This window comes from Pseudomonas sp. MDV22-iso1, assembly GCF_058145095.1.
This window is the reverse complement of record NZ_JBYVMF010000023.1, coordinates 65,093-84,078: the sequence shown is the minus strand read 5'-3', so window position 1 is coordinate 84,078 and position 18,986 is coordinate 65,093. Positions and strand designations below refer to the sequence as shown.

Annotated in this window: 19 protein-coding genes; 7 read left to right on the top strand and 12 right to left on the bottom strand. The window is 59.5% G+C overall.

Annotated elements, in window-relative coordinates; all coding sequences use genetic code 11:
- Positions 1-73 precede the first annotated feature (73 nt).
- The 4 genes from AC3ZVB_RS22815 (at position 74) to AC3ZVB_RS22800 (ending at position 3,151) form a co-directional block, all read left to right on the top strand.
- Positions 74-349: a DUF493 domain-containing protein gene (locus AC3ZVB_RS22815; RefSeq protein ID WP_162439931.1), complete on the top strand. Its 276-nt coding sequence runs from the start codon at positions 74-76 to the stop codon at positions 347-349.
- Positions 349-996, top strand: a complete 648-nt coding sequence (gene lipB / locus AC3ZVB_RS22810; protein WP_162439932.1) for a lipoyl(octanoyl) transferase LipB — start codon at positions 349-351, stop codon at positions 994-996. Before AC3ZVB_RS22815 ends, lipB begins: the two co-directional genes overlap by 1 nt.
- Position 997: 1 nt before the next feature.
- On the top strand, positions 998-2,023 hold the full coding sequence (gene lipA, locus AC3ZVB_RS22805; protein WP_442966318.1) for a lipoyl synthase: 1,026 nt from the start codon (positions 998-1,000) through the stop codon (positions 2,021-2,023).
- 177 nt (positions 2,024-2,200) lie between these two features.
- Positions 2,201-3,151: a S66 peptidase family protein gene (locus tag AC3ZVB_RS22800; protein ID WP_490147804.1), complete on the top strand. Its 951-nt coding sequence runs from the start codon at positions 2,201-2,203 to the stop codon at positions 3,149-3,151.
- A gap of 121 nt (positions 3,152-3,272) precedes the next feature.
- Here the strand turns inward: AC3ZVB_RS22800 and AC3ZVB_RS22795 are convergent, their stop codons facing one another.
- From AC3ZVB_RS22795 to leuS, 5 genes are all read right to left on the bottom strand, one after another.
- Positions 3,273-4,595 carry a lytic murein transglycosylase gene (locus AC3ZVB_RS22795; protein ID WP_194692860.1) on the bottom strand — a complete coding sequence of 441 codons (1,323 nt, stop codon included), beginning with the start codon at positions 4,593-4,595 and terminating at the stop codon, positions 3,273-3,275.
- Positions 4,596-4,657: 62 nt separating this feature from the next.
- On the bottom strand, positions 4,658-4,822 hold the full coding sequence (gene arfA, locus AC3ZVB_RS22790) for an alternative ribosome rescue factor ArfA (RefSeq protein WP_094470475.1): 165 nt from the start codon (positions 4,820-4,822) through the stop codon (positions 4,658-4,660).
- A 182-nt stretch (positions 4,823-5,004) separates the two neighbouring features.
- Positions 5,005-6,042 carry a DNA polymerase III subunit delta gene (gene holA, locus AC3ZVB_RS22785; RefSeq protein WP_162439935.1) on the bottom strand — a complete coding sequence of 346 codons (1,038 nt, stop codon included), beginning with the start codon at positions 6,040-6,042 and terminating at the stop codon, positions 5,005-5,007.
- A gap of 39 nt (positions 6,043-6,081) precedes the next feature.
- Positions 6,082-6,687, bottom strand: a complete 606-nt coding sequence (locus AC3ZVB_RS22780) for an LPS-assembly lipoprotein LptE (RefSeq protein WP_162439936.1) — start codon at positions 6,685-6,687, stop codon at positions 6,082-6,084.
- 88 nt (positions 6,688-6,775) lie between these two features.
- Complete coding sequence (leuS, locus tag AC3ZVB_RS22775; RefSeq protein WP_162439937.1) at positions 6,776-9,382, bottom strand: leucine--tRNA ligase; 2,607 nt, start codon at positions 9,380-9,382, stop codon at positions 6,776-6,778.
- Between the two features lie 279 nt (positions 9,383-9,661).
- Here leuS and AC3ZVB_RS22770 point away from each other — a divergent pair, with 279 nt between their 5' ends.
- The gene (locus AC3ZVB_RS22770; protein WP_162439938.1) at positions 9,662-9,982 is read left to right on the top strand and encodes a hypothetical protein; all 321 of its coding nucleotides are present in this window, start codon (positions 9,662-9,664) and stop codon (positions 9,980-9,982) included.
- Between the two features lie 119 nt (positions 9,983-10,101).
- Entirely contained in the window at positions 10,102-10,863 is a 762-nt protein-coding gene (locus AC3ZVB_RS22765; protein ID WP_490147803.1) for a YdcF family protein, read from the top strand.
- 109 nt (positions 10,864-10,972) lie between these two features.
- Here the strand turns inward: AC3ZVB_RS22765 and lnt are convergent, their stop codons facing one another.
- From lnt to miaB, 5 genes are all read right to left on the bottom strand, one after another.
- On the bottom strand, positions 10,973-12,496 hold the full coding sequence (lnt, locus tag AC3ZVB_RS22760; RefSeq protein WP_490147802.1) for an apolipoprotein N-acyltransferase: 1,524 nt from the start codon (positions 12,494-12,496) through the stop codon (positions 10,973-10,975).
- A gap of 8 nt (positions 12,497-12,504) precedes the next feature.
- Positions 12,505-13,344 (bottom strand): CorC family transporter, encoded by an 840-nt coding sequence (locus tag AC3ZVB_RS22755; protein WP_045062079.1) that lies wholly within the window; start codon positions 13,342-13,344, stop codon positions 12,505-12,507.
- Positions 13,345-13,349: 5 nt separating this feature from the next.
- Positions 13,350-13,844 carry an rRNA maturation RNase YbeY gene (ybeY, locus tag AC3ZVB_RS22750; RefSeq protein WP_490147801.1) on the bottom strand — a complete coding sequence of 165 codons (495 nt, stop codon included), beginning with the start codon at positions 13,842-13,844 and terminating at the stop codon, positions 13,350-13,352.
- Positions 13,837-14,841 (bottom strand): PhoH family protein, encoded by a 1,005-nt coding sequence (locus AC3ZVB_RS22745; RefSeq protein WP_162439942.1) that lies wholly within the window; start codon positions 14,839-14,841, stop codon positions 13,837-13,839. Before AC3ZVB_RS22745 ends, ybeY begins: the two co-directional genes overlap by 8 nt.
- A 225-nt stretch (positions 14,842-15,066) precedes the next feature.
- A complete protein-coding gene (gene miaB, locus AC3ZVB_RS22740; RefSeq protein WP_194692853.1) occupies positions 15,067-16,395 on the bottom strand; it encodes a tRNA (N6-isopentenyl adenosine(37)-C2)-methylthiotransferase MiaB in 1,329 nt (442 codons plus the stop codon).
- 135 nt (positions 16,396-16,530) lie between these two features.
- Between miaB and AC3ZVB_RS22735 the strand changes: the two genes are divergently transcribed.
- Complete coding sequence (locus AC3ZVB_RS22735; RefSeq protein WP_007894425.1) at positions 16,531-16,860, top strand: DUF1820 family protein; 330 nt, start codon at positions 16,531-16,533, stop codon at positions 16,858-16,860.
- Between the two features lie 63 nt (positions 16,861-16,923).
- Here AC3ZVB_RS22735 and AC3ZVB_RS22730 read toward each other — a convergent pair whose 3' ends face one another.
- Both AC3ZVB_RS22730 and hemL read right to left on the bottom strand, forming a co-directional pair.
- Complete coding sequence (locus AC3ZVB_RS22730; RefSeq protein ID WP_194692852.1) at positions 16,924-17,472, bottom strand: tetratricopeptide repeat protein; 549 nt, start codon at positions 17,470-17,472, stop codon at positions 16,924-16,926.
- A gap of 225 nt (positions 17,473-17,697) precedes the next feature.
- Complete coding sequence (hemL, locus tag AC3ZVB_RS22725; RefSeq protein ID WP_194692851.1) at positions 17,698-18,981, bottom strand: glutamate-1-semialdehyde 2,1-aminomutase; 1,284 nt, start codon at positions 18,979-18,981, stop codon at positions 17,698-17,700.
- Positions 18,982-18,986: the final 5 nt, after the last annotated feature.

Here is an 18,986-nt window from a genome sequence, read left to right as displayed (position 1 = left end):
TGCATGGCCTCGTTCCAATAAGGAGCGGGGCCATGTTCGTTGCCACGGCTTACGCTCACGAGGCCGTTACGCCATGACCGATACCGAAGTAAAGGCGCCAAAGATCGAATTTCCCTGCGCGGATTACCCGATTAAAGTAATCGGCGACACCGGCGTGGGTTTCAAGGACAAGATCATCGCGATCCTTGAGAAACACGCGACCGTTGACCTCAAGACGTTTGCTGAACGCCAGAGCACCAACGGCAAGTACACGACCATCCAGCTGCACATCATCGCCACCGGTCAAGAACAGCTGTACGACATCAACAGCGAGTTGCGGGCTACCGGTTTCGTGCACATGGTGCTGTGATGTCTGGCACGCTGGGCTTTCGCGAGCTCGGCCAGATGGCTTACGAGCCGGTCTGGCATGCCATGCAACGCTTCACCAACGAACGCGGCACCGATGCCGCCGACGAAATCTGGCTGGTCGAGCACCCGCCGGTGTTTACCCAGGGTCAGGCCGGTAAAGCCGAACACTTGTTGCTTCCGGGTGATATTCCGGTGGTGCAGGTTGATCGCGGCGGACAGGTGACCTACCACGGTCCCGGTCAACTGGTAGCCTACCTGTTGCTTGATGTTCGCAAGCTCGGTTTCGGTGTGCGTGACCTGGTCACCCGCATGGAGCACTGCCTGATTGAGCTGCTGGCCAGCTATGGCGTCACGGCAGCGGCCAAGCCGGATGCACCGGGTGTCTACGTCAACGGGGCGAAAATAGCGTCCCTGGGGCTGCGTATTCGCCACGGGTGTTCCTTTCATGGCCTGGCCCTGAATGTGGACATGAACCTGGAACCGTTTCGACGGATTAATCCCTGCGGCTACGCCGGGCTGGCGATGACCCAGCTGAGCGATCACGCAGGATCGATTGAATTTGCCGAGGTAAGTGCCCGGCTGCGCGCGCAGCTCGTCAAACACCTCGACTATGCTGAGCAGACGACCCTAACGGGCGGAATCGACTGATATGACTACTGATGCAGTGCAAACCATGATCCCGACGCTGGATGTCACCGAGCGCCCGGCCCCGCGTGCCAAGGTTGAAGCCGGCGTTAAGCTGCGCGGCGCCGAGAAGGTTGCACGCATCCCGGTAAAGATCATTCCGACGACCGAACTGCCGAAGAAACCTGACTGGATTCGCGTGCGCATCCCGGTATCTCCGGAAGTCGACCGTATCAAGGCCCTGCTGCGCAAACACAAGCTGCACAGCGTGTGCGAAGAAGCGTCCTGCCCGAACCTGGGCGAGTGCTTCTCCGGCGGCACTGCGACGTTCATGATCATGGGTGACATCTGCACCCGTCGCTGCCCGTTCTGCGACGTGGGCCACGGTCGTCCGAAGCCATTGGACGTCAACGAGCCGGAAAGCCTGGCCATCGCGATTGCCGACCTGAAGCTGAAGTATGTGGTGATCACCTCTGTGGACCGCGACGATCTGCGTGACGGCGGTGCCCAGCACTTTGCCGACTGCATCCGCGAGATTCGCAAACTGTCGCCAAACGTACAGCTTGAAACACTGGTTCCCGATTACCGTGGTCGCATGGACGTTGCGCTGGAAATCACCGCTGCCGAGCCACCGGATGTGTTCAACCACAACCTGGAAACCGTACCGCGCCTGTACAAGGCCGCGCGCCCGGGTTCGGACTACCAGTGGTCGCTGACCCTGCTGCAACGCTTCAAGCAGATGATGCCGCACATTCCGACCAAGTCCGGCTTGATGCTGGGTCTGGGCGAGACCGACGACGAAGTCATCGAAGTCATGAAGCGCATGCGTGAGCACGACATCGACATGCTGACCCTGGGCCAATACCTGCAACCGTCCCGCAGCCACTTGCCGGTCGAGCGCTTCGTGCACCCGGACACCTTCGCCTGGTTCGCCGAGGAAGGTTACAAGATGGGCTTCAAGAACGTCGCTTCCGGCCCGCTGGTGCGTTCTTCGTACCATGCCGACGAGCAGGCGAAACTGGTTAAGGCCGAGTTGATAGCCGCCTTGTAATTTGCCGGTGCAAGAAATAAAACGCCCGCATGGCTTATCCGGCCTTGCGGGCTTTTTTTGCCTGTCTCACAGTGGCCGCTGCCTTTTCCCGCAACCCTCGGGGCAATCGAACCTCTTCTGTTTGTCCCCGTTCCTGACTACTGTGTGTTTGATGTGTTCACGCAGGGAGATTCAAGGATGACCGCTAGACCGCACCACACTCTCTTTCCTCACACGCCTGTCCCGGCGCTGCCAGCGCAAGGGTTGATTGGCGTTATTGCACCCGCCGGCCCTGCGAGGCTGGATACGGATAAAGCCATCGGCTGGATGCGCGCTCGCGGTTATTCGCTGCGGGTGTTTGCAGGGGTGTATGAAAAGGATGGCTACCTGGCTGGCACCGACGATGTGCGGCTCAATGATTTGCATGCGGCGTTCGCTGACAGCGAAGTCGATGCCATCGTTTGTCTTCGTGGTGGATACGGTACGCCACGCTTACTCGACCGGATTGATTTCGAGTTGCTACGCAATAACGCCAAGCCATTCATAGGCTATAGCGATATCACCGCCCTGCATTTGGCGATCAGTCGGTACGCCGGGTTTGTGACGTTTCATGGACCGCTGCTGAATGCCGATTTGTTGGGGGACAAGCAAAAGCCGACCGAGTCTTCGTTTTTCAACATGCTCAGAGGGCAGGTAAAGGCTGGCAGCGTGCTCGCGCACCCGGTGGCTAACCCATTGACAACCATTGAGCCGGGCATCGCCCACGGGCGTTTGCTGGGGGGCAATCTGTCGATGATTGCCGCGACCATGGGCACGCCTTACGAGATTGATGCCGAAGGCGTCATCCTGTTCATCGAGGACATCAATGAGCCGCTTTATCGCATCGACCGACTGCTCACCCACCTGCGCCTTGCGGGCACGCTGGGCAAGCTTCGAGGGGTTCTGGTGGGGGATGTGGCGGGTGTGGACGCCGATGCGCTGGCACGCTTGCTCAAGCAGACCTTTGAACCGTTGCGGATTCCGGTATTGGCCGGGTGGCGCAGCGGGCATTGCGATCCGAACCTGACGTTGCCAATGGGGGCTCTGGTGAGGCTCGATGCGGGGAACAAGGAACTGGTGTTGGAGCAGGATGTGGTTGTCAAACGGTAGGTTTTTTCGCCTGACAGTCAGTCATCGCGGGCAAGCCTTGATCCCACAATAATCTGAAGTGAACACACTGTTTGTGGTTCGCGTAGATCCATTGTGGGGGCAAGGCTTGCCCGCGATGCTTTTAACGGTTGCGAAGCCCTTCCAGCAACTTGTGCGTCGGATACCCATCCGCCGGCCAGCCAAATGACTGTTGCGCACTGCGAATCGCCTTGCGGGTGTTGGCACCGATAATCCCGTCAGCCGTGCCCGCATCATAGTTCTGCGCGCTCAACAGGCTTTGCAATTCGATCCGCTCAGTGCGGCTCAATGGCAAATCGTCTTTCGGCCAAGTCCCGCTGATCAGGCCCCCACCGCTGAAGCGTTCCGACAACAAGCTCACCGCCAATGCGTAGGACGACGAATTGTTGTACTTGAGGATCGCGCGGAAGTTGTCGAGCACCAGGAACGCCGGGCCACGATAACCTGCCGGCAGCAGCAGGGCGGCAGACAGGTGTTCAGAGCCGGCTGGCGCCTGAGCACCACCAGGTAAAGTCACACCCAGCTGCAGCCATTCGGCGACACTCTTGCGAATCGTGCCATCGGCCAGAACGTAGTCGAAGCCGCTCGCCAGCTGCACTTCAAAACCCCACGGCTGGCCTTTCTGCCAGCCGGAGCTTTGCAAGTAATGTGCGGTCGATGCCAGGGCGTCGGCGGGGCTGCCCCAGATGTCGCGGCGACCATCGCCATCGAAGTCGACGGCGTGGGTGTTGTAGGTCGTCGGGATGAACTGGGTCTGACCCATGGCGCCGGCCCACGAGCCGAGCATCTTGTCTGGCTCGATATCGCCCTGTTGCAGGATCTGCAGCGCAGCAATCAATTGTGCGTGAGCAAAACCTGGACGGCGCCCCTCATAGGCCAGCGTCGCCAGGGAATTGATCACTGACTTGCTGCCCTGGAATTGCCCGAAGTTACTCTCCATGCCCCACACCGCGACCAGTGCCTGGCGATCGACACCGTAACGCTGTTCGATGCTTTGCAAGATGTCGGCGTATTGGCCAACCAGGGCCTGGCCTCTACGTACGCGCAATGGCGACAGGGCGCCATCGAGGTATTCCCATACGGGGCGGGAGAATTCGGGCTGGCTGCGATCGGCGCGGATGATGCTTGGGTCCAGGCTGACATTGGCGAACGCGCGGTCGAAAAGATCGGCGCGGATGCCGGCAGCCAGTGCGTCCTTGCGGAAACCTGCTTGCCATTCGGCAAAGGTCTGCGTCGGCTGAATATCAAGGTTTTCGCCGGTCGGCACAACGGGAGGAATCACCGCTGGGGCTGTCGCTACGGGACGGGTTTGAAGCGGTTCGGCGTCGGCGGCGGTCGGTTTTTCCGCGCAGGCGACAAGCAGTACGAGGCTGGAGGCAGCAATCAATTGGCGTAGGTGCCAACGACGGGAAAGACTAGGGGGCATGCACAGGTCCAGGGAATACGAATCAGGTGCAGACCTTAACATGTTGAGCGCGCGCTTGCCTTTCAGGCCGCCAGAAAGTAAGAAGCCTCCCAGCTATTAGACTGGAAGGCTTCGCGGCGGTAGCTGCCTTTGCCCTTGCCGGCGCGTTCCTGACGGCTGCGGAACAGTGGCTGGGCGATGATGGATTTGGCCTTGTTCGGGCCATTTTTTGATGGCTTTTTGCTCATGATGGTTCTCGCAATTGAGTGAGTTTTGCGGGGCGAATCATCGGCCGAAGCCGGTTCAGTGTCTATAGTGCAAATGGATGTGTTTTGTGTAGGAAGAAACGTCAAAAGATCGCAGCCTGCGGCCCCTCCTACAGGAGATTGCATACCCTGTAGGAGGGGCCGCAGACTGCGATCTTTTGATCTTATTCAGCAGGCAATGTGAGCCGCTGACCCGCCATCAACAAAGACAACCGACTCAAACTCATCCAGGGCGAACCAGCGGCCTGGCCTTTGATCTGCGCATCGATGCGTTGCGCTTCCAGCAACAGCTGCGCCCAGCGTTGCGCCGAGTAACGTTGCAGGGCTTTGCTCATCAGTGGCTTGCGCTTGTCCCAGACGGGCGGTCGGGCGGAGCTGAACGCCTTGTCCAAAGGCACGCCCTGACTGTATTGCAGCGACAGGTTGGCCAGCAAACGCAACTCTCGAGCCAAGGCCCAGAGAATCACCGGTGGTTCGACGCCTTCGCCTCGAAGACCTTCGAGCATGCGCAGGGCGTGGGCGGCTTCGCCATTTAGAATCGCATCAGTCAGGCCGAATACGTCAAAACGCGCACTGTCAGCCACCGCGGCCTGAACGGTTTCAACAGTGATCTGGCCACCTTCGGCCATCAGCTTGAGTTTCTCGATTTCCTGCGCCGCGGCCAACAGGTTGCCCTCGACCCGTGCAGCAATCAGCTCAACGGCGTCCTGGCTGGCAGACAGCCCGGCCTGGGACAACCGTTGACGTATCCAGCTTGGTAGCTGATTGGCATCCACTGGCCAGATCTGCACGAACTGGGTCTGCTGACCTTCGACCAGCGCCTTGCCCCACTTGGTTTTCTGAGCACTGCCATCGAGCTTCGGCAAGCTGATCAGCAATACCGTGTCTTCAGCCGGTCGTGAGCAGTATTCGATAAAGGCGGCAGCCCCTTTGTCGCCAGGCTTGCCGGAGGGCAGGCGCAGCTCCAGCAAACGCTTTTCAGCGAACAGCGACATGCTCGCGCCTGCTTGCAGTAGCGTCCCCCAGTCGAAACTGGCGTCGGCGGCAAACACTTGTCGTTCGTCGAAGCCTTGCTGGCGGGCAGCGGCACGGATGGCGTCGGCGGCTTCCTGGCACAACAGCGGGTCATCGCCACTGATGATGTAGACCGGCGCAAGTGCGCCTTGCAGGTGTTTACCGAGTTGGGCGGGGGCGAGTTTCATAGGAAAGGGCGAACGGGGCGCCGGAGCGCCCCGTAAGTCTTACTGCTGAGGCAGTTCGAGAGGCGACTGGCGCGGTGTTTGCGCCTCAGCCTTCTGTGCTGCTTCAATGGCCGCGGCTTCAGCCTTGGCTTTGGCGTCGGCGGTCTGTTGCAGCTGATCCAGCTGAGCCGGCGTGAGCTGTTGCAGACGGACCATCATGCGTTGGACCAGGTCACGGCGCATTTCCACGCGAGCAGTGTCGGCTTCCTGTTCGGATCCCACCAGGTTGTTACCGTCGTGGATGAACACTTTCTGCACTTCGATTTTGTCGTTCAGCAGGTCCACGCCGCCCTGGCCACGGATGTCGTATTTGAGCACCGTGCTCAGCTGATACTCGCCAGTACGGCCGGCACCGGCGTAGCTGAGAATGCGCTGGGTTTCCTGCTCATCGGTCAGCACCAGCTTGTAGGGTGCACCGGTGACGACTTTGACGCCGCTGCCCTCAAGCACCTGACGCAATTGGGTCACGGTTGGGCCGTAAGCGTTACGGGCGCTCAGATCGAGCTCCTTGATCGCCAGTTCAGTGTTGCCAGTGCCGCGCAGCTGGAAACCGCAGGCGCTCAACAGGACTGCCAGGCCCATCACCAGCAAATTGCGTTTGATCATCTTGTTGCTCCCCTTGAAACCAGGTGGGCCGATCATGCGGCCCGAAAGGTTTTACTCGGCGCCAGGCTCACCTGGCGCCTGATCCAATTTAGCTGGCGACGATATTGACCAGTTTCCCGGGCACGACAATCACTTTACGAATGGTCAGGCCGTCGACAAAGCGCAGCACGTTCTCATTCGTACGGGCAGCGGCTTCGACTTCTTCGCGCGTTGCGCTGGCCGGCATTTCGATCTGGCCACGCAGCTTGCCGTTGACCTGGATCACCAGCGTCAGGCTGTCCTGTACCAAAGCGGTCTCGTCCAGCACCGGCCAACCAGCGTCGATCACGGGTTCAGCGTGACCCAGTTGATTCCACAGCTCGTGGCTGATGTGCGGGGTGATCGGAGCCAGCAGCAGCGTCACGGCTTCCAGACCTTCGTGAACCAGAGCGCGATCCTGATCGGTGCCTTGTGCGGCTTTTTCCAGCACGTTCATCAGCGTCATCACCTGGGCGATGGCCGTGTTGAATTTGTGGTTCTGGCCGACGTCGTGGCTGGCTTGCTTGATGGCCAGGTGGATCGAGCGGCGAACGGCTTTCTGTTCGTCGTTCAGGCTGGCAACGTCCAGTTTGCCCGGCAGGCCCTGGGTAACGTGCGCTTGAGCCAGACGCCAGACGCGCTTGAGGAAGCGGTGCGAGCCTTCCACGCCGGAGTCGGACCATTCCGCGCTCATGTCAGGTGGCGAGGCGAACATCATGAACAGGCGGCAGGTGTCTGCGCCGAACTGGTCAATCATCGACTGTGGGTCGACGCCGTTGTTCTTGGACTTGGCCATCTTCTCGGTGCCGCCGATTTCCACCGGCAGACCGTCTGCGATCAGCTTGGCGCTAATCACCTTGGCCTTGCTGTCGCGCTCGAGTTCGACGTCCGCCGGGTTGAACCAGGTGTAAGCACCGTTGGCTTCGCGACGGTAGTAAGTCTCGGCGATCACCATGCCTTGGGTCAGCAGGTTCTTGAACGGCTCGTTGGAGCTCACCAGGCCTTCGTCGCGCATCAGCTTGTGGAAGAAGCGCGCGTAGAGCAGGTGAAGAATCGCGTGTTCGATACCGCCGATGTACTGATCCACTGGCAACCAGTGGTCAGCTGCGGACTTCTCCACCAGGCCGCCTTCATAGTGCGGCGAGGCGTAGCGGGCGTAGTACCACGAGGACTCGACGAAGGTGTCCATGGTGTCGGTTTCACGCTTGGCCGGTGCGCCACATTTCGGGCACTGGCACTCGTAGAACTCGGGCATGCGGGCCAGTGGCGAACCGGCGCCGTCCGGAACGACGTCTTCTGGCAGTACGACCGGCAGTTGGTCTTCCGGGACCGGTACATCACCGCAGGTTTTGCAGTGGATGATCGGAATCGGGCAACCCCAGTAGCGCTGACGGCTGATGCCCCAATCGCGCAGGCGGAACTGGGTGCGCGAGGCGCCGAGTTCTTTCTTGATCAGCGCAACTTCCATGGCGTCGAAAGCGCCTGCGAAGTCGAGGCCGTCGAATTCGCCGGAATTGATCAGCGTGCCGTGCTCGCCGTACGCGTCCTGCCAAGGTGCCGGGTTGGTATCGCCGGAGCTGGTGCGCACCACGGACTTGATCGGCAGGTTGTACTTGGTGGCGAACTCGAAATCGCGTTCGTCGTGAGCCGGAACTGCCATTACTGCGCCATCGCCGTAGTGCATCAGCACATAGTTGGCGACCCACACCGGGAGTTTCTCACCGGTCAGCGGGTGCTCGACGAACAGCGAGGTCGGCAGGCCTTTCTTTTCCTGGGTGGCAACGTCGGCCTCGGCCACACTGCCGCCTTTGCATTCAGCGATAAACGCTTGCAGCTCAGGGTTGTTCTGCGCGGCCAGGGTGGCCAACGGGTGTTCGGCGGCCACGGCCACGTAAGTCGCGCCCATCAGGGTGTCTGGACGGGTGGTGAAGACTTTCAGCGTACCGGCTTCGCCGATGGAATCGACGTTGTACGGGAACTGCACTTCCATGCCGCGGGACTTGCCGATCCAGTTGCGCTGCATGGTCTTGACCTGTTCAGGCCAGCCCGGCAGATCGTCGAGGCTCTCCAGCAGCTCATCCGCATACGCGGTGATCTTGAAGTAGTACATCGGAATTTCGCGCTTTTCGATCAGCGCGCCGGAACGCCAGCCGCGACCGTCGATCACTTGCTCGTTGGCCAGAACGGTCTGGTCGACCGGGTCCCAGTTCACGGTGCCGCTTTTCTTGTAGATCACGCCTTTTTCGAACAGGCGGGTGAACAGCCATTGTTCCCAGCGGTAGTAATCCGGCTTGCAGGTGGTCACTTCACGGGACCAGTCCACCGCCAGGCCCAGGCTGCGCAGCTGGGTTTTCATGTAGGCGATGTTTTCGTAGGTCCACTTGGCGGGCGCTACGTTGTTCTTCATGGCGGCGTTTTCTGCCGGCATGCCGAAGGCGTCCCAACCCATGGGTTGCAGGACGTTCTTGCCTTGCATGCGCTGATAGCGGGAGATCACGTCGCCGATGGTGTAGTTGCGCACATGCCCCATGTGTAGCTTGCCGCTGGGGTAAGGGAACATCGACAGGCAATAGAACGTCTCCTTGCCTGGCTGTTCACTGACTTCAAAGGACTTTTGCTCGTCCCAGAACGACTGGGCGGCGGCTTCGATTTCACGGGGCTGATATTGTTCGTGCATGGCTACTTTTGAACTGAATAGGGGTGGCCTAATCCTCTTCAATGCGACGCTGGACGGTGAGCACGCCAAATCGGCGTTTCGGTGTCCAGACGAGCTGGAAGTGGAGTTACAGGAAGCGCCGTAGCATACATGACCGCGCTCTACCGAGGGAAACCCTGATTGCTGCCGCAGGTCTTGTGAAACACGCTGCGAGGGCCGTTGGTCGCAGCACTCAGCTGGTTTGATCATGGAAGCTAAGCTCTAAATGGGGAGCAAGACTTATCTTCAATGAGGTGAGGGATGGTTGAGTCACAGCGGAAAGTCACAAAACCGGAGCTGTATGAAAGACTGATCGATCGTCTGGGGATGGCTCTGGACGCGGCAAAAACTGCTGACCGGCTGCGCGATGAGCGCCCCCTGGAGTTGGAACTACGTGGCCTGAGTCCTGCAGAGTTTGCATTGGTCAAAGCGTATCTGGACCGTAGTGAACGTGAAACACAGGGATGCTTGTCAGATGCAGTGAAGCAACTCGACGCACCACGTTCGGCCAAGATCATCTGGCTCAAGGACAAGGCACCTGGCAGGGACGCGGTAAAGGTCCGGTCACTGCAATTCAAATAAGGGCACTTGAGACGATGTCCCGACTGCTTTTTCAACTGTAGTTCAACGCACAGTCCTTTCGAATATGTTGTCGCAAGGCGTCAACGCACTTAGGCTTCGGGCATCTTTGGAGATGCTCGATGCCTTTTCGTTATTTTGTGAAACAACTTCTGCTGCCGCCCGGCATTCTTCTGCTGTTGCTGGCGCTTGCCTGGTGGTTCCGCCGCTCTAGACCGCGCTTTGCCGGCGTGTGTTTTGCACTGGGCCTTGGCGGTTTCTGGTTGATGAGCTTGCCGGTCGTTGTGCAATGGAGCGCGAATGCCCTGGAGCGAGTGCCCCCATTGGCGCGCGATGAATGGGCGACGCTTGGGCAGCGAGCGGACGCCATCGTGGTGCTGGGTTCGGGGCGCGAAAGGGGTGATCCGGCTTGGGGCTCGGATCAACCTACGGGCATTGGGCTGGAGCGTGAGCGTTATGCGGCGCGACTTGCCAAGGCCTCGGGGCTGCCGATTCTGACCAGTGGCGGATTGCACTACGGCACACCACCCAGTGAAGCCAAAATGATGGCCGATTCGTTATTGGATGATTTCGGCGTGACTGTGCGTTGGCAGGAAGGGCGTAGCCGCACCACTTGGGAGAACGCGCAGCTGAGTGCGCAGGTTTTATTACCGCAGGGCATCAAGCGCGTGGTGGTCGTGACTCAAGCTGCCCACATGCCGCGATCGGTCTGGAGTTTTGAGAAGGCCGGGTTTGAGGTAGTGCCGGCGCCGGTTGGGTTTCTGGGCGGCGACAATGCCCGACCGTTGGGCGGCTGGATGCCGGAGTTCAAGTCGATCTGGCAGAGCGGCCAGTTGATGAACGAGGCGGTGGGGCAGGTGGGGTATTCGTTGTTTTATCGCTGAAAGGCAAAAGATCGCAGCCTCGTTTCACTCGACAGCTCCTACAGAGCACGCAATCCACTGTAGGAGCTGTCGAGTGAAACGAGGCTGCGATCTTTCAAAGGCACCGCAATCAGACGGTCTTGGCTATCCGGCTCGCAATCAACGCCCAACCAAACAACAGCACGCAGACGATGACCAGTGGCCACGAGCGCCACTGCAAATACGGCGTCAGGTTGTGCATCGGCACCACTTCGCCGTACAGGATGCCGCGTTCGAATTGCGGGATCTGAGCGGTGATCTGGCCAAACGGATTGATCAAGCCAGTCACGCCGTTGTTCGTCGCACGGATCATCCAGCGGCCGGCTTCCAACGCGCGCATCTGCGCCATCTGCAAGTGTTGCAGCGGGCCGATTGACGTGCCGAACCAGGTGTCGTTGCTGATGGTCAGCAGCAGATCGCTGCGCGCCGAAAGGCTGGCGGCGAAGTCCGGGTACACCACTTCGTAACAAATGAACGGGGCAATCTGATAGCCCTTCGCCTGCAACAGAGCCTGATCAGCCGGGCCTCGGGCGAAGTCGGACATCGGCAAGTCGAAGAAAGCGATCAGACCACGCAGCACGTCCTGCAGCGGTACGTATTCGCCAAATGGCACGAGCTTCTGCTTCAGGTACGTACCGTCGCCTTCACCGACCACGGTAATCCCGTTGAAAAAACGTTTCTCGTGCCGGACTTCTTCGCGAATAGGTATGCCGGTAATCAACGCCGAATCACGTTCCGCCGCAAACTTGCCCATCATGGTGAGGTAGCCCTCGGCGGACTCCTTGAGCACCGGGACGGCCGTTTCCGGCCAGATCAGCAGGTCCACGCGCTTGGAGCTGAGGCTCATGTCGCGGTACAGGGCCAGTTGCGCGTTCAACTGCGCAGGGTCCCATTTCATGCTTTGTTCGATGTTGCCCTGAATTGCTGCCACGGTCAGCGGCGCGCCCGAGGGGCTGGTCCAGGCGTGTTCCTTGAGCGCCATGCCCGCCACCCAAGGCCCAATCAGCAGCACTGCGCCAGCAGCAATGAAACCCTTGCGCCCGGTACGAACCAACGGCAACGCGTTGTAGAGGAGCGCGGCGGTGAGTGCCAGAGTGAACGAGATCAGCCACATGCCACCGAGTGGTGCAAGTCCGGACAAGGGGCCGTCCAGCTGGCTGTAACCGGAATAGAGCCATGGGAAACCGGTCAGGAACCAGCCGCGAAAGGCTTCCTGGCCGACCCACAGCGCTGCGAACGCCAGTGCGTCGGCCAGCGGCGCTTCGTTACGCCGCAGCCAGCGCGCCCAGATCCAGGCGGGCAGGGCGAAGAACCAGGCAATGGCCGCCGTGAAAATCAGCATCAGGAAGCCGGCGAGCAGCACAGAAGCACCACCGAAGTGGTGAATGCTGTAGTAGATCCAGCTGGTGCCGGCGCCAAACAGGCCAAAACCGTAACACCAGCCACGACCCAAGGCCTGGCGGGGATTCAGTTCGCGTAACCCGGCATAAAAGAACCCGACCGCCAGCAACGCCAGCGGCCAGATATCAAACGGCGCCAGGGCCAGGGTAGTCAGTGCACCGGCCACCACGGCCAGCAGGTTACCGGGCCAGCCGGGGCGGGTTACGCGGGGCATGTCATTCCTTAACGGGCAATGGGCGTCAGGCGAAGCAGATGAATCCGACGGCTGTCGGCATTCAGGATGCGGAAGCGATAAGGGCCGATCTCAGTGATTTCGTTGCGTTTAGGCAAGTGCCCGAACGCGCTCATCACCAAACCGCCGACGGTGTCGAACTCGTCGTCGGAGAATTCGCTGTCGAAGAACTCGTTGAAGTTCTCGATCGGCGTCAGGGCCTTGATCAGGAAATCACCGCTTGGCAGCGGCTTGATGTAGCTGTCTTCTTCGACGTCGTGCTCGTCTTCGATGTCGCCGACGATCTGTTCCAGCACGTCTTCGATGGTCACCAGACCGGCCACGCCGCCGTATTCGTCAATGACGATGGCCATGTGGTTGTGGTTGGCGCGGAACTCACGCAGCAGCACATTCAGGCGCTTGGACTCTGGCACGAACGTGGCCGGGCGCAGCAGGTCCTTGATGTTGAAGCTGTCGCCGTTCTCCTTGAGGATCAGCGGCAGCAAGTCCTTGGCCAGCAATACGCCCATCACGTCATCGTGGCTTTCGCCGATTACCGGGTAGCGGGAGTGGGCTGAATCGACCACGGCGGGCAGGAACTCGCGAGGGGTCTGGGTCGCCTTGATGCTGATCATCTGCGAGCGCGGAACCATGATGTCCCGTACTTGCAAGTCAGCCACCTGAATGGCGCCTTCGACAATGGCCAGCGCTTCGCTGTCCAGCAACTTGTTTTGGTGTGCATCGCGCAGTAGCTCAAGCAGCTCCTGGCGGTTTTTCGGCTCGTGGGCAAAAGCCTGGGTGAGCTTACCCAGCCATGACTTCTGCCCGTTGCTCGATCGATCTTCGCTCATAGCGATTACTCTGAATCCTTTGTTGTAACGATAGGGGATGTTTCAATTTCGTCGTCCGCGTATGGGTCCGGATGACCCAGTTCGGCAAGCAACGTTCGTTCCAGTGCTTCCATTTCTTCGGCTTCGTCGTCATCTATATGGTCGTAACCGAGTAGATGCAAGCAGCCATGAATCACCAGATGCGCCCAGTGGGCCTTTAGTTCCTTGCCTTGTTCAGCCGCTTCGCGCTCGACCACCGCCACGCAGATCACCAGATCGCCCAGCAGTGGAATGTCGAGGAATTCGTCTGGCACATCGGCCGGAAACGACAGGACGTTGGTGGCGTAATCCTTTTGCCGCCAGGTGTGGTTGAGCTCCCGGGCTTCTTCTTCATCGACCAGGCGAATGGTCACTTCCGAGTCGGCTGTGCGCTGGCGCAGGGCCAGTTCGCACCATTGGCGGAACTCGGCTTCGCTCGGGGCAGACGCTTGGGTAGCCAGTTGCAGATCAAGCTCAAGCATCGCGGCGGCTGTCCTTGGGGGCTTCGTCGGCCACGCGATTTTCGAAGCGCTCGTAGGCTTCGACGATGCGTTGCACCAATGGATGGCGCACTACGTCTTTGGGCTTGAAATGGGTGAAGCTGATGCCCGGAACGTCTTTCAACACTTCGATGACATGGTGCAGCCCGGACTTGGTGCCTTTCGGCAGGTCGACCTGGGTGATGTCACCGGTAATGACCGCCGTCGAGCCGAAACCGATCCGCGTCAGGAACATCTTCATCTGCTCAACGGTGGTGTTCTGGCTTTCATCGAGAATGATGAAGCTGTTGTTCAGGGTCCGGCCGCGCATGTAAGCCAGCGGTGCAACTTCGATCACCTGGCGCTCGATCAGCTTGGCGACGTGTTCGAAGCCGAGCATTTCGTAGAGTGCGTCGTAGAGTGGGCGCAGGTACGGATCGATTTTCTGCGACAGGTCGCCGGGCAGGAAACCGAGCTTTTCGCCCGCTTCAACCGCCGGACGCACCAGCAAAATGCGGCGGATCTGCTCGCGTTCCAGCGCGTCTACCGCGCAGGCAACGGCCAGATAAGTCTTGCCGGTACCGGCCGGGCCGATGCCGAAATTGATGTCGTTACCGAGAATTTCCTTCACGTAGCGCAGCTGATTCAAGCCGCGAGGGCGAATCATGCCTTTCTTGGTGCGCAGGGCAACGGAGGGTTCGGACGGGGAAACGTTGTCCAGCTCTTCGACGGCCGATTCCTGCAGGAACAGGTGAACCATGTCCGGCGACAGCTCGGTACCTTTGGTTTCCCGGTACAGGCGGCGCAGGAGGTTTTCCGCGGAGGTGGTGTGCTTGGGGTCGCCGATCAGTTCGAACTGGTTTCCGCGGTTGCGGATCTCGATGGTCAGGCGCTGTTCGATCAAGCGCAAATGCTCGTCGAATTGCCCGCACAGATTGGCGAAGCGGCGAGCCTCAAAGGGCTCGAGCATGAAACGATGTGGTTCGATGGGTGCGTTCAAGGTCGTATTTAGCCGCCCTGGGGCAATTAAGATGAAATCAAGGATAACGCCAGTGGAGCAGGTGCGAAAGCTCTTAAATAAGCGCCTGATTTTGACGCTTTGACTGTGGCGAGGGGATTTATCCCCGTTGGGCTGCGTAGCAGTCCTGTTTTTTTAGGCTGCCTCGCAACCCAGCGGGGATAAATCCCCTCGCCACAGACGCTAGCTCTTATAGGGCGTTGCGGCTTATTGAATCAACGAGCCCCGCAGCGAGTGCGGCTGCGCGGCATCGATGTGCACGTCGGCGAACTGGCCGATCAAGGTTGGATTGTCGCAGCGGAAGTTGACGATTCGGTTATTCTCGGTCCGGCCTTGCAGCTCGCCAGGGTCTTTTTTCGAGTAATCGGTCACCAGGATCCGCTGGATCGAACCGACCATCTGTCGGCTGATCTCGAAACCTTGCTGGTTCAGGCGATGTTGCAGCGCATTCAGGCGTTCTTTCTTCAGCGCTTCCGGGGTCTCGTCCGCCAGATCAGCGGCCGGGGTGCCCGGACGCTGGCTATAGACAAACGAGTAGGAGAAGTCGAAGCCGACGTCTTCAATCAACTTCATGGTCTGTTCGAAGTCTTTTTCGGTCTCGCCCGGGAAACCGACGATAAAGTCCGAACTGATGCAGATTCCCGGCACGGCCGCGCGCAGTTTGCGCAGCTTGGACTTGTACTCCAGCGCCGTGTGGTTGCGCTTCATCGCCGAGAGAATCCGGTCGGAACCCGATTGCACCGGCAAATGCAGGTGTTTCACCAGTTCCGGGACATCGGCGTGGGCCTGTATCAGGCTGTCGGAGAATTCCAGCGGGTGCGAGGTGGTGTAGCGGATGCGATCGATGCCATCGACAGCGGCGACAACCCGAATCAACTCGGCCAGATCAGCCAGGCGACCATCATGGGTGTTGCCACGGTAGCCGTTGACGTTCTGACCCAGCAGGGTCACTTCGCGCACGCCGTTCTCGGCGAGGTGGATGATCTCGGCAATCACGTCGTCGAACGGGCGGCTGACTTCTTCGCCGCGTGTATAAGGCACGACGCAGAACGTGCAGTACTTGCTGCAGCCTTCCATCACCGACACATAAGCGCTCGGGCCATCAATGCGTGGCTCGGGCAAATGGTCGAATTTTTCAATTTCCGGGAACGAGACATCAACTTGCGGGAGCTTGGTGGCGCGCGCGGCGTCGATCATTTCCGGCAAACGGTGCAGTGTTTGCGGGCCGAACACCACGTCGACGTACGGCGCGCGATCGCGGATGGCGGCGCCTTCCTGACTGGCCACGCAACCGCCGACGGCGATCACCATGTCCGGGTTGGCCAGTTTGAGTTCGCGCCAGCGGCCGAGCTGGGAATACACCCGATCCTGGGCGCGTTCGCGAATGGAGCAGGTGTTCAGCAGGATCACGTCGGCATCTTCAGCGCGAGCGGTGACTTCCAGGGCCTGGTGTTCGCCCAGCAAGTCGACCATGCGCGAGCTGTCGTACTCGTTCATCTGGCAACCGTGGGTTTCGATGTAAAGCTTCTTGGCCATGGACAGAGTCATCACGTGATTCAAAGAACCGCGCATTATAGGGAACATGTTCCAAGGTTCCTACCGCTGTGCGTCCGGCGGCTATGCTATAGTTCGCGCCCTCATTTTTATCCCCCGATGTGTTGCTCGCCCGCCATGACCAAACGTGAAGCTCCAATCTACAAGGTGATTTTTCTTAACCAGGGCCAGGTGTACGAAATGTATGCCAAGCAGATCTATCAAAGTGATCTGTGGGGCTTCCTGGAAGTGGAAGAATTCGTCTTTGGCGAGCGCACGCAAGTGGTCGTCGATCCGAGCGAAGAGAAGCTCAAGGCTCAGTTCGAGGGTGTAGTTCGCAGTTTTGTGCCGATGCACTCGATTGTGCGCATCGATGAAGTGGAACGTCTCGGTACGCCGAAAATCAGCGAAGCCCGCGGCGCGGTCGGCAATGTCATGCCGTTCCCGATGCCGATGCCTGAGAAGTAACAGAAAGCTGACAGAGCTCTCTTCTGGTCACAGAATCCCCTCAACACAATGGTCGAGTCGGGATCAAGGCAGCGGCGAAAACGGCGTACGCCCGTCCGCGCTTTGCAATTCCATCAGGTATTTACGAAAGATCTGCCCGAGCACCTGAGTGGCAACCTCAAGTTCTTCGCGCGGCATTTTCTCGGCCACTTCATCCGCGGTGTCCAGCGCATCTTCTGCGCCATTGACCGCCGCCATCTTCAGCACGATATACGCCTGAACATTATTGGCCGTCACGCCTTCACCGTGGAAGAACATGGTGCCGAGCTTGAATTGCGCCTGGGCATGGCCTTGCAGCGAGGCTTTTTCGAAATAGCTCAGGGCTTGATTGAGGTCGCGCGGCGCATTTTTGCCGTCGTAGTAGAACTCACCCAACTCGTATTGTGCCTGCGCATCCCCTTCATCCGACGCCTTCTGGCAGGCAGCGAGGGCCTGTGCCAGATCTTGCGGCTGAGTATTGAGGGTGCAACGACCCATCGCTGGGATTAACAACGAGTTGCCGCCTGCTTGTACAAGCAAGGGCTGAAGGAGCAACAGGCAGCCCAATGCAAGGGCGCGGCCGGTGCGGTTCATGGGAATCGACTTACCTCTGAAGGGCACGCGGACCCATCGAGGGGATCCAATAAGCGCGCATTATGAAATAAGCAGGGCCAACCTTACAAAGTCTTTACTCGTTTTTCTGCTGCACGGGGAATATATCGCCCACTTTATGGGTGATTCCTGGCAGATGAGTAGGAAAATGGGCACGGATGTAGGTAAAAGCTGACGCTGGCACTCGCCAACGTCAGCGGCACTGCGTTATTTCAATGCAGCGAATGCGCGTTCGGCGGCATCCAGCGTCAGTTTCAACTCGGCTTCGCCATGAGCGATCGAGGTGAAGCCGGCTTCGAATGCACTCGGCGCCAGGTACACACCACCTTCCAGCATCAGATGGAAGAAGCGTCCGAACAGTTTCGCGTCGCTGGCCATCACATCATCGAAGGTCACGATGTCGTCGGCACCGCTGAAGTACAGACCAAACATGCCACCTGCCTGGGTCGTCACGAACGGAATGCCTGCTGCATCGGCGCGCTGTTGCAGACCATCGAGCAGACGGCTGGTGTAGTCAGTCAATTCTGCGTGGAAACCAGGGCGGCTGATCAGGCGCAGGGTGGTCAAACCGGCCGCCATCGCCAGCGGGTTACCCGACAATGTGCCGGCCTGATACACAGGGCCCAGCGGTGCGATGTGCGACATGATTTCACGCTTGCCGCCAAAGCAGCCCACCGGCATGCCGCCGCCGATGATCTTGCCGAAGGTCGTCAGGTCCGGCGTGACACCGTAGTGCGCCTGCGCGCCGCCGAGGGCCACGCGGAAACCGGTCATCACTTCGTCAAAAATCAGCACCACACCGTGCTTGTCGCACAATGTGCGCAGGCCTTCGAGGAAACCGGGGGCCGGAGGCACGCAGTTCATGTTGCCGGCAACCGGCTCGACGATGATGCACGCTACGTCCTGGCCGACGTCGGCGAGCATCGTTTCGACCGCTTCGATGTCGTTGAACGGCAGGGTGAGTGTGTGTTTGGCAAATGCTGCCGGCACACCGGCCGAGCTCGGCACACCTTGGGTCAGCGCACCGGAGCCGGCTTTTACCAGCAAGCTGTCGGAGTGGCCGTGATAGCAGCCTTCAAATTTGATGATGCTGTCGCGACCGGTGAAACCACGGGCGAGGCGAATGGCGCTCATGGTCGCTTCGGTGCCGGAGCTGACCATGCGCACCATTTCCATCGACGGCACGAGCGAGCACACCAGATCAGCCATCTGGGTTTCCATTTCGGTCGGTGCGCCGTAGGAAAGCCCGTGTTCAAGTTGCTTGCGCACGGCGTCCAGCACGTCAGGGTGGCTGTGGCCGAGAATCATCGGGCCCCAGGAACCGACGTAATCCACATAACGCTTGTCGTCTTCGTCAGTGACGTAGGCGCCTTCAGCGTGTTTGAAAAACAGTGGCGTGCCACCCACGCTCTTGAACGCGCGAACAGGCGAATTCACGCCGCCGGGAATGTGTTTCTGGGCGTTGGCAAACAGGGTTTCGGAACGAGACATGATCG